General features: G+C 69.2%; 9 protein-coding genes. 4 read left to right on the top strand and 5 right to left on the bottom strand.

The annotated features are described in order from the left end of the window. Positions 1–77: 77 nt before the first annotated feature. On the top strand, positions 78–914 hold the full coding sequence (locus D183_RS0114190) for a class I SAM-dependent methyltransferase (protein ID WP_017909584.1): 837 nt from the start codon (positions 78–80) through the stop codon (positions 912–914). Positions 915–938: 24 nt separating this feature from the next. On the opposite strand, the gene D183_RS0114195 is transcribed toward D183_RS0114190, so the two are convergent. After that, on the bottom strand, positions 939–1,832 hold the full coding sequence (locus tag D183_RS0114195; RefSeq protein ID WP_017909585.1) for a LysR family transcriptional regulator: 894 nt from the start codon (positions 1,830–1,832) through the stop codon (positions 939–941). Between the two features lie 84 nt (positions 1,833–1,916). Here D183_RS0114195 and D183_RS0114200 point away from each other — a divergent pair, with 84 nt between their 5' ends. Both D183_RS0114200 and D183_RS0114205 read left to right on the top strand, forming a co-directional pair. Beyond that, positions 1,917–2,750, top strand: a complete 834-nt coding sequence (locus D183_RS0114200) for an NAD(P)H-dependent oxidoreductase (RefSeq protein ID WP_017909586.1) — start codon at positions 1,917–1,919, stop codon at positions 2,748–2,750. A gap of 63 nt (positions 2,751–2,813) precedes the next feature. Continuing rightward, a complete protein-coding gene (locus D183_RS0114205; protein ID WP_017909587.1) occupies positions 2,814–3,905 on the top strand; it encodes a DUF1615 domain-containing protein in 1,092 nt (363 codons plus the stop codon). Between the two features lie 27 nt (positions 3,906–3,932). Here D183_RS0114205 and D183_RS0114210 read toward each other — a convergent pair whose 3' ends face one another. The 3 genes from D183_RS0114210 to D183_RS0114220 all read right to left on the bottom strand — a co-directional run bounded on the left by D183_RS0114210 (position 3,933) and on the right by D183_RS0114220 (position 7,004). Next, on the bottom strand, positions 3,933–4,232 hold the full coding sequence (locus D183_RS0114210; protein WP_017909588.1) for a hypothetical protein: 300 nt from the start codon (positions 4,230–4,232) through the stop codon (positions 3,933–3,935). Between the two features lie 155 nt (positions 4,233–4,387). After that, positions 4,388–4,708 (bottom strand): DUF3817 domain-containing protein, encoded by a 321-nt coding sequence (locus D183_RS0114215; protein WP_017909589.1) that lies wholly within the window; start codon positions 4,706–4,708, stop codon positions 4,388–4,390. A 208-nt stretch (positions 4,709–4,916) separates the two neighbouring features. Then, positions 4,917–7,004 carry a beta-galactosidase gene (locus D183_RS0114220; protein WP_017909590.1) on the bottom strand — a complete coding sequence of 696 codons (2,088 nt, stop codon included), beginning with the start codon at positions 7,002–7,004 and terminating at the stop codon, positions 4,917–4,919. Between the two features lie 344 nt (positions 7,005–7,348). On the opposite strand from D183_RS0114220, the gene D183_RS0114230 reads away from it, so the two are divergent. Then, a complete protein-coding gene (locus D183_RS0114230; RefSeq protein WP_051067630.1) occupies positions 7,349–8,566 on the top strand; it encodes a glycoside hydrolase family 30 beta sandwich domain-containing protein in 1,218 nt (405 codons plus the stop codon). 130 nt (positions 8,567–8,696) lie between these two features. Here the strand turns inward: D183_RS0114230 and D183_RS0114235 are convergent, their stop codons facing one another. Then, complete coding sequence (locus tag D183_RS0114235; RefSeq protein ID WP_017909593.1) at positions 8,697–9,521, bottom strand: alpha/beta fold hydrolase; 825 nt, start codon at positions 9,519–9,521, stop codon at positions 8,697–8,699. Positions 9,522–9,787 lie beyond the last annotated feature (266 nt).

Consider the following 9,787-nt stretch of genomic DNA (forward strand, 5'->3'; position numbering starts at 1 on the left):
TGGGCGTCGCCGATGTTGCTACGATGCGTTCCCGCATCCGAGCCCTGTGCCGCGCCCTTGCCGCCGGCAGATCCCACGTGACCCGCTATTCCGGCCCCCTGCTGACCCGTCCGCTCGCCGTCGCGCTGCTTGCCGCGCGCGATGCCGGCGCCGCCACCTGGTCCGGCTCGCTCGACCTGGAGCGCAGCCAAGGCCAGGCGTTGCTTGGCGCTGAAGGCTGGCAGTGGCAGGGACACGACTATCCCTATCCGGGCAAGCTCAAGGACCGCACGCTCTACTATTGGGACGGCGAGGACTTCGCCGCGGTGTCGCGTTTCGGCGGTGCGTTGATCAAGCTGGTGCCGACCGAGTGGGGCGCGCCGACCTTCGAGATCGATGGCATCAAGATGCTGCCCAGCGCGCAGCTGTCGCCGTTCGAGGACGCGCGGCGCAAGGTGGCGCTGGTGGAACCGCGCGGCAAGCAGGTGCTGGATACCTGCGGCGGCCTCGGCTATTTCGCGGCCTGCGCGCTGGAGGCCGGTGTGGCATGCCTGCACTCGTTCGAGAAGAACGCCGACGTGCTGTGGCTGCGCACGCTCAATCCGTGGTCGCCGGATCCGGCCGCCAGCGAGGGCCGCCTGCAGCTGACCCATGGCGATGTCGGCGCCGCCATCGGCGGCATCGCCGACGCGTCGATGGATGCGATCCTGCACGACCCGCCACGTTTCGGCATCGCCGGCGAACTCTACGCGCAAACCTTCTACGACCAACTCGCGCGGGTGCTGCGCCGCGGCGGCCGGCTGTTCCACTACACCGGCAGCCCGAACAAGCTCACCAGCGGGCGCGACGTGCCGCGCGAGGTGGCCAGGCGCCTGGAGAAGGCCGGCTTCGCCGCGCAACTGGCGCTGGACGGGGTGCTGGCCACGCGCCGCTGAGGCGGCAGCGCGCCCAGCGCGATATCAGATCGACGCGAGAATGTGCTCGCGCAACCAGCGGTGCGCCGGATCGCGGTGCACGCGCTCGTGCCAGAGCATGGCCATCTCGTAGCCGGGCAGTTCCAGCGGCGGCGCGCACACCCGCAGGCCGGGCTGGTCGCGCACCAGGCGCTCGGGCAGCATCGCCACCAGGTCGCTGCGCTGGAGCGCGGAGACCACGAACTGGAAGTGCGGCACCGACAGCACCACCCGGCGCTGCAGGCCATGCGCGCGCAGTGCGGCATCGGTGACGCCGCTGAAACCGCCACCATCGGGCGAGACGATGACGTGTTCGAGCGCGCAGAACTGCGCCAGGCTCGGTCGACGTCGCAACCGCGGATGGCCGGCCCGACCGACCAGCACGTAGTGTTCGGCGAACAGCGTGCGCCGGCGCAGGCCGGGCGGCGCGTCGGCGACGGTGTGCAGGGCCAGGTCGATCTGGCCCTGTTCGGCCTGCTGCGCGATCAACGGCGGCGACAGCTGCAGTACCGCCAGTTGAGTGCCCGGCGCCACCCGGCGCAAGGCGGCGATCGCCGGCAGCAGCACGGTGGAGGCGCCGTAGTCGCTGGCCACCACCCGCCACAGCGTCTGCGCGCGCGCCGGATCGAACGGCGCGTCCGGTGCCACCGCCTGCTGCAGTGACTGCAAGGCCTCGCGCAACGGGACGCGCAGCGCGTCGGCGCGTGCGGTGGGGCGCATGCCGCGCGGCCCCGGCAGCAGCAGCGGATCGCCCAGTGCCTCGCGCAGCTTGGCCAGGTGCACGCTGACCGACGGCTGCGACAGATGCAGCCGCGCCGCCGCGCGGGTCACGTTGTGCGTGTCGAGCAGCGTGTCCAGGGTCAGCAGCAGATTGAGGTCCAGGCGCCGCAGATCAACCATGGCAATAGCGACTATCAAGGCAATTCATTTCCACTATAGCGAAGCGCGGCCTAGCGTGGAGACCTTCCCTCATCGAGAACCCGCATGAACGTGCTGCTGGTCTATGCCCATCCCGAACCCGCCTCGCTCAATGGCGCCCTCAAGCAGGTGGCGGTCCAACGCCTGCAGGCCGCCGGCCATCGCGTGCAGGTGTCGGACCTGTATGCAATGGACTGGAAAACCAGCGTCGACGCGCAGGACAGCCTGGACGGCGCCGCGGACGCGCGCTTCGATCCTTCGCGCGACTCGCAGCGCGCCTTCGCCAGCGGCCGCCAGCGCGCGGACATCGCCGCCGAGCAGGACAAGCTGCGCTGGGCCGATGCGCTGCTGCTGCAGTTCCCGCTGTGGTGGTTCTCGATGCCGGCCATCCTCAAGGGCTGGGTGGACCGGGTGTATGCCTGCGGCTTCGCTTACGGCGTCGGCGAACACTCCGACAAGCACTGGGGCGACCGCTACGGCGAAGGCACGCTGGCCGGCAAGCGCGCGATGCTGATCGTCACCGCCGGCGGCTGGGAATCGCACTACGCACCGCGCGGTATCAACGGCCCCATCGACGACCTGCTGTTCCCGATCCAGCACGGCATCCTGCATTACCCCGGCTTCGAGGTGCTGCCGCCGTTCGTGGTGTACCGCAGCGGACGCATGGATGCGGCGCGTTTCGCGCAGACCAGCACGGCGCTGGGCGAACGCCTGGACACGCTGTTCAGTACCGCGCCGATCGCGTTCCGCAAGCAGAACGCAGGCGACTATGCGATTCCGGCGCTGACCCTGCGAGATGAGTTCGCACCCGGCCGCAGCGGCTTCGGCATCCATGTGCTCGACGCGGACACGCAAGCGGCGGCGACCTCCGACCGCACAGCGTCGGCACCAGCGACGTAGGCGCGGTGCCGACAGCGCACCTGTAGGATGCAGCGACGCTATCCCGTTGGAGCCGCCGCGCCGATGTCCACCGCCGTCTTCGTCCGCCTGCTCGCCGTGTGCAGCGCCGCCTTGCTCGGCGCCTGCGCCACGCAGGCGCCACGCATGCCCGAGCGCACGCCCAGCGAGGTCAAGGCCGACATCGCCCGGCGCATCCCGGCCACGGTACCCGATCGCCGCGGCTGGGCCGACGACGTCTACGTGGCCCTGGCCTCGCAGAGTCTGGGCACCAATGCCGAAAACATCTGTGCGGTCCTGGCGGTGATCGAACAGGAATCGACCTACCAGACCAATCCACCGGTGCCGGGGCTGGGCAAGATCGCCCGGGCGGAACTGCAGCGGCGCGCGGCGGCGGTGCATGTGCCGGCCTTCGCGCTGGATGCGGCGCTCAAGCTGCGAGGGCCCGATGGGCGCAGCTATGCCGAGCGCCTGGCCGCCGCGCGCACCGAGCAGGATCTCAGCACCATCTTCGAGGACATCGCCGGCAGTGTGCCGCTGGGCCAGCGCCTGTTCGGCGACCTCAACCCGGTGCACACCGCCGGGCCGATGCAGGTGAGCATCGCCTTCGCGCAGGCGCATACCGACGGCTATCCGTATCCGCTGAGCGACGGCGTGCGCCACGCGGTGTTCACTCGCCGAGGCGGCATCTGGTTCGGCACCCGCCACCTGCTCGGCTACCCGAACGCGGCGGCGATGCTGTACCGCTTCGCCGACTTCAATGCCGGCTGGTACGCCAGCCGCAATGCCGCATTCCAGGCCGCGCTGGCGCGCGCCAGCGGCCTCTCGCTCGCCCTCGATGGCGATCTGCTGACGCCCGGCGCAGACCTCGACGCCCCCGGCGCCACCGAGCGCGCCGCACGCAGCCTGGGCACCCAATTGGGCATGGACGCGCGCACCATCCGCCGCGAACTGCAGCGCGGCAACGAGGCGGATTTCGCCGACGGCGCTCTGTATCGCCAGGTGTTCGCCCTGGCAGACCGCGATGCCGGCAAGCCACTGCCACGCGCGGTACTGCCGGGCATCGCCCTGGAAAGCCCGAAGATCACCCGCAAGCTCACCACCGCCTGGTTCGCGCAGCGCGTGGCCGAGCGTTGGCAGCGTTGCCTGGCCAGGTGATGGCCGCGGCGATCCGCCGACCCAACGCTACTTCGGCTTGCGTAACGCCATCAGCGCCCAGCCCGTGGCGATAGCCAGCGCCAGCAACACGAGGCAGACCACGCTGTCCCACGCGATCGAGAACCAGTAGTGGCCTGGATCGGTCGCCAGCTGATAGATCCGTTTCGGCCCGGCTCTCGGTACGCCGATGTACACGCCGCTCTGCAGCGCTTTCGCCAGCAGGTACAGCTTCATCGCGGCGACCGCCACCATGACCGCCGCCATCAACATCAACACCGGCCGTTCCAGACGCGCGACCAGCCGTTGCAGGCGCGTGGGTGTCGGCATTGGCGGGGGCGGTCGTCGTTTGCGTTTGCCCATGGCCTCCTCGCCTGCACTGGGGACAGCATTCTAGAGCGCTGCCGGAGAATGCAGTCACAACGCACTACCGATGCAGCGCATCGCACAGGGCAAGATGTCTCGCCTGCGCCGCAGCGCCTGCACTATTCCACGGCACGCTGCGCTTGCGCGCCGAGCAGGCCGATCCGGCGGAACCACAGTTCCAGCGGCACCGTGACCAGCGGCGGCAGCGCCGCCAGCAGGCTCAACGCCCACGCCCACCAGGGCCAGCGCAACCGCAACGCCGCGAGCAGGCTGGCGACCACATACAGCAGGAACGCCACGCCATGCAGACGGCCGAACAGCCACACGCCCAGCTCGGTGGTCTGGGTGCCGTACTTGAGCAGCATGCCGAGCAAGAGGCCGGCCCAGGTCAGGCCTTCGAACACGGCGGCAGCGGCGAACAGCCGGCCCACCGGCGACAACGGACGGGAAGAAGACAAAGACACACGCAACTCCAGTGACGGGGACGAGGCCGCGACGCGATGGCGGCGGCGACGCCCGCTGGCAGGTGCATTGTAGAGCGTGTGTTCGCGCTTGGCCCGCACCAGCGCAAGCGCCAGTCAGGCGCACAGCCCGCACCGATCCGTCATTGCGCGGCCGGCAATGCGCGGCAGCGCACCGCGGCAGTCCTCAGCGACGCTGTTCCAGCACCGCCACGTCATCGGGTGCCAGTTGCACCGTGTCGTTGCTCGGCGTCGGCCCCAGCAGCGCGCGCATCGACGCCGGCAGCCGCACGGTGCGTGCGGTGGCGCCGTGGTTGATCAACACCACGATGCGGCGCGCGCCGTCGCTGCGCACGCCCACTTCCACATCCTCCGGCACATCGGCCAGCGGCGCCTGCACCCCGGCGTCGCGCAACCAGTCGCCGGTGAGGCGATCCAGCGTGGCGTCGTCGAACCAGCCACCGACATAGCTGATGCGGCCCTTGCCGACGCGCCGGGTCAGCAGCGCCGGTGCGCCATCCAGCCAGCCGTTGGCCGCGCCGTAGCGCAGTGGCGCGGTGGTGTCGGCAGCGGTGGCCTGCAACTGTTCGGCCCAGATTTTGGCGCTGCCGTCGGCGCCTGCACCGGCCAGCGGGACCGGCTTGTCCAGCGCATAGAACTGCTCCACGCGCCCGCCGAGCAAGGTCGCCAGCGGGCCGGGCTGGCGCTGCGGATGCAGGCCGTTGTCGATGTTCTTCATGCCGCTGCGCGGCCCCAGCACCAGATGCCCGCCGTGTTCGACATAGGCCTTCAGCCGCTGCGCCTGCGCCTCGGTCAGCACGTTCAGCGCCGGCGCCACCACCAGCTTGTAGCGCTCCAGTGGCGCCATCGCCGAGACCACGTCGACCACCTGCGCCTTCTGCCGCAGCGGCCGGTAGAAGCTCTTCATCTGCACGACCGGATCGAAGTCGGCCGCGTGCTTCTGGAAGCCGATCGCCCAGCGGCTGTCGAAGTCGTTGATCAGCGCCACCTGTGCCTGCGGCGTGGTGCCGGCCAGCGCCGGACCGGCCTTGGCGAACTCCGCGCCGACCTGCTGGATCTCCGCATACACCGGCACCGGCGTGCCATCGGCACCGACCAGGGTGCCATGGTATTCCTCCTGGCCATTCGGCGCGGCGCGCCACTGCCAGTACGAGACCGCATCGGCGCCATGCGCCACCGCCTGCCACGCCATCGCGCGTACCTGGCCCTTGCGCAGCGCCACGTTGGTCGCGCGCCAGTTGACGAAGCCCGGCTGGGTTTCCATCACCCAGTAGTTGCGCTGCTTGTAGCCGCGGGTCAGATCGTGGCGTGCCGCATTGTCCACCCAGTCGTAGCGCTCGCCGGCGACGTAGTCGTCCCAGGCGGCGATGTCGAGCACGTCGTGCACGGTGTAGGCGTCGAAACCGGCGAACCAGCCCATGGTGTTGGTGGTGATGAACTGGCGCGGATCGGCATGCGGACGGATCGCGTCGATCTGGTTGCGCGAATAGTCGGCCCAGGTGTCGCTGACGAAACGCTTCCACTCCAGCAGCAGCGCCGGATTCTCCTCGTCCTCGCGCACCGGGATCTGCGCGAAGTCGTTGTAGGTCTGGCTCCAGTAGGCGGTGGCCCAGCGCTGGTTGAGCGCCTCGATGCTGCCGTACTTGCGCTGCAGCCACGCGTGGAACTGCGCCTTGGCCTCGGGATCGAACGAGGACTGCGCGTACTCGTTGTCTAGTTGCCAGCCGACCACGTGCGGGTTGTGCCCGTAGCGCTGCGCCATCTGCTCGGCGATGGCATGCGCGAAGCGCCGGTAGCGTGCGCTGGCAAAGGAGAACTGCTGGCGGTTGCCGTGCTCGTCGCGCACGCCGTCCTGGCTGACCCGCAAGGTATCCGGATAGGCCTGGGTCAACCACGCCGGCGGCGCCGCGGTCGGCGTGCCCAGCACCACCACCATGCCGTGCCGCGCGGCCGCGGCGATGGCACGATCCATCCAGTCGAAGTCGTACTGCCCTTCGCGCGGCTCCATCCGGCTCCAGGCGAACTCGCCGATCCGCACCACGCGCACGTGCGCCGCCTGCATCAGCGCCAGATCGCGCTCCCATTGCGCCTCCGGCCACTGCTCCGGATACCAGGCCACGCCCAGCAACAGCGGCGCGACGTCGCGATAACGGGTGGCCTGCGCCTGCGCCAGCATCGGTAGGCAGAGCAGGATCGACAGCATCGCAGCGAACAGGGCAACGCCGCAGCGTTGCGGAATACGGAACAGTGGCATGCGCAACACCTTCGCAAGAGGAAACGCCGGCACGCCCCCTGCTCTGTGCCGGCGCCTGCATTGTGCGCAGTTTTGCCATGCGCGCACTTGTGCATCTTGCGGCGTTTGCGCGCGCAACTGCGCACAATCCGCAGGCGTCTCCTCACTGCGCAGCAACGCAAGCACCCACGCTGCATCGCGCCATCCGGCGCGGCATCCGGCACGGCATCCGCGCCATGCGGACTGAGGACACGGTTGCGCTCGCCTTGCGCCTCCGGTCTCACTTGCCCGCTTTGGACGATGGCGACATTGAAATGGTCATCTGCGCTGGCTAGCGTCACGCCTCCCCCACTGCTGGACACGCCATGAAGACCCCTCGTTTGCTCGGCACCTTGCTCGCCGCGGCCGCCACGCTGTTCTCGGCCGGCACCGCCCTGGCGCAGACCGTCACCGTGACCCCGAGCGAGGTCCACCAGACCATCCAGGGCTTCGGCGGCATGAACGGCGCCGGCTGGATCGCCGACCTCACCCCGGCCCAGGTCGACCTGGCCTACGGCAGCGACGCGGGGCAGATCGGCCTGTCGATCATGCGCATGCGCATCGATCCGTCCAGCTCCGGCTGGAGCCAGCAGGTGCCGTCGGCGGTGCGGGCCCGCGCGCACGGCGCGGTGCTGCTGGCCACGCCGTGGTCGGCGCCGGCCTACATGAAGTCCAACAACAGCCTCAACAACGGCGGCAAGCTGCTGCCCCAGTACTACGACGCGTACGCCAAGCACCTGCTGGATTTCACCGCCTACATGGACAGCAAGGGCGCACCGATCTACGCCCTGTCGCTGCAGAACGAGCCGGACTGGCATCCGGACTACGAGTCGGGCGACTGGAACGGCACCGACTTCCTCAATTTCATCAGCGCGCAGGGCGCGAAGTTCGGCAAGTTCAAGCTGCTCGCGGCCGAATCGCTGGGCTTCAACACCGCGCTGACCGACCCGGTGCTCAACAGCAGCGCCGCCCAGTACCTGTCCATCGTCGGCGGGCACCTGTATGGCGTGCAGCCCAAGGACTACCCGCTGGCGCGCAGCAAGGGCAAGCAGCTGTGGATGACCGAGCACTACACCGACAACACCGACGGCAACGCCTGGCCGTCCGCGCTCGGCGTGGGCAGCGAACTGCACAACAGCATGCTGGCCAACTACAGCGGCTACATCTGGTGGTATATCCGCCGCGGCTACGGGCTGATCGCCGAGAACGGCACAGTGAGCAAGCGCGGCTACGTGATGTCGCAATACGCACGCTTCGTGCGTCCGGGGTCCGTGCGCATCGGCGCCACCGCCGCGCCGTATAACGACGTCGCCGTCAGCGCCTACAAGACCCCGAGCGGCAAGCTGGTTCTGGTGGCGGTCAACACCGGCACCCAGCATCGACAGATCACCGTGCGCGTGCCCGCCGGCAGCGCCACCGCGTTCACCAAGTACAGCACCTCGTCCAGCCTCAACGTCGGCTACGGCGGCAAGTACGGCGTCGCTTCGGGCCAGACCGTGGTCTACGTCGACCCGCAGAGCGTGGCGACGCTGGTCGGCGAGTGATCGTCGCAATGGTTTGAATTTGTTGGATCGACCCGCGGCAGCCCGGCGCTGCCGCGGGCGTTTCGGGAGTACTGTCCACGTCGTCGCGGTGCCACGCCGTGAGCGTCGGCACCGAGACACGCGCCAGCGATCAGCCCAGCTTGGCCAGGAACCCCAACAGCGCCTGATTGAACTCCTCGGCATGACTGGTGTTGCAGCCATGCGGCGCATCCCTCAGCAACACCACGTCGCTGCCGGCGATGGCGCGATGGGTGCGCTGGCCCGAACCCTCGTACGGCACGGTCGCGTCGGCATCGCCGTGCAGCACCAGGGTCGGCACGTCGACCTTCTTGAGGTCCTCGCGGAAATCGGTGGTGCCGAACGCCTGCATGCAGCCCAGCGCCGCGGTCTGGTCGCTCTGCAGGCACAGCGCGATCGCTTCCTGGCGCTGCGCCTCGCTCACCTTCAACGTGCCGTGGGCGCTGAAGAAGCCGCGGGTGAAGTCATCGAAGAAGGTCTCGCGCGAGGCCTTCAGCCCCTGCTCCATCTCCTGCGCCTGCTCCTTGCTCAGCGGCCCTTCCGGGTTGTCGTCGGTCTTGAGCATGTACGGCGGCACCGCGGAGGCGAACACTACCGCTGCCAGCTTCTCGGTGCCATGCCGCGCCACGTAGCGCGCCACCTCGCCACCGCCCATCGAGAAGCCGACCAGCACCGCGTCGCGCAGCTGCTTGTCCTCGATGATGCCGGCCAGGTCGTCGGCCAGGGTGTCGTACTCGTAGCCGTCGGCCGGCTTCTCCGAACGGCCGAAGCCGCGGCGATCGTAGGCGATGACCCGGTAGCCGGCCTGCTGCAGCGGCCCGACCTGGTCCTTCCACGCCTCGGCCGACAGCGGCCAACCGTGGATCAGGATCACCGGACGACCGGCACCGCCGGTATCTTCGACATGCAGACGGACACGTGTGCTGGTGGCAGCCATGGGCAGGACCTCGTGGTGGGGAGTCACGGCAGCTTCCACTGCCGCATGTCCGGCCCGCGTGAGGGCGATGTGTCGGGTGATTTAACGCTGCGCGAAAGCGCTCAACCGATCCGCGATACGGCGCGCGTCAACTGCGCCAGCGCGTCCCGCGCAGTGCTGTGGAATGCCGCGGACACATGCACGTCCTCGATGACACGCTCCCAGAACGGCACCGCCATGCCGGCCGCCGCACGCCAGTCGTCGCGCTGGTCTGGTGTCGGCAACGG

This window comes from Xanthomonas sp. SHU 199 (assembly GCF_000364665.1).
Classification (GTDB): Bacteria; Pseudomonadota; Gammaproteobacteria; order Xanthomonadales; family Xanthomonadaceae; genus Xanthomonas_A; species Xanthomonas_A sontii.

Excerpts from the sequence above, each read along its gene's own strand:
- D183_RS0114205 (WP_017909587.1), top strand. The coding sequence starts at position 2,814 with ATGTCCACCGCCGTCTTCGTCCGCCTGCTCGCCGTGTGCAGCGCCGCC.
- D183_RS0114220 (WP_017909590.1), bottom strand. The coding sequence starts at position 7,004 with ATGCCACTGTTCCGTATTCCGCAACGCTGCGGCGTTGCCCTGTTCGCT.
- D183_RS0114200 (WP_017909586.1), top strand. The coding sequence starts at position 1,917 with ATGAACGTGCTGCTGGTCTATGCCCATCCCGAACCCGCCTCGCTCAAT.
- D183_RS0114195 (WP_017909585.1), bottom strand. The coding sequence starts at position 1,832 with ATGGTTGATCTGCGGCGCCTGGACCTCAATCTGCTGCTGACCCTGGAC.
- D183_RS0114230 (WP_051067630.1), top strand. The coding sequence starts at position 7,349 with ATGAAGACCCCTCGTTTGCTCGGCACCTTGCTCGCCGCGGCCGCCACG.
- D183_RS0114235 (WP_017909593.1), bottom strand. The coding sequence starts at position 9,521 with ATGGCTGCCACCAGCACACGTGTCCGTCTGCATGTCGAAGATACCGGC.
- D183_RS0114210 (WP_017909588.1), bottom strand. The coding sequence starts at position 4,232 with ATGCCGACACCCACGCGCCTGCAACGGCTGGTCGCGCGTCTGGAACGG.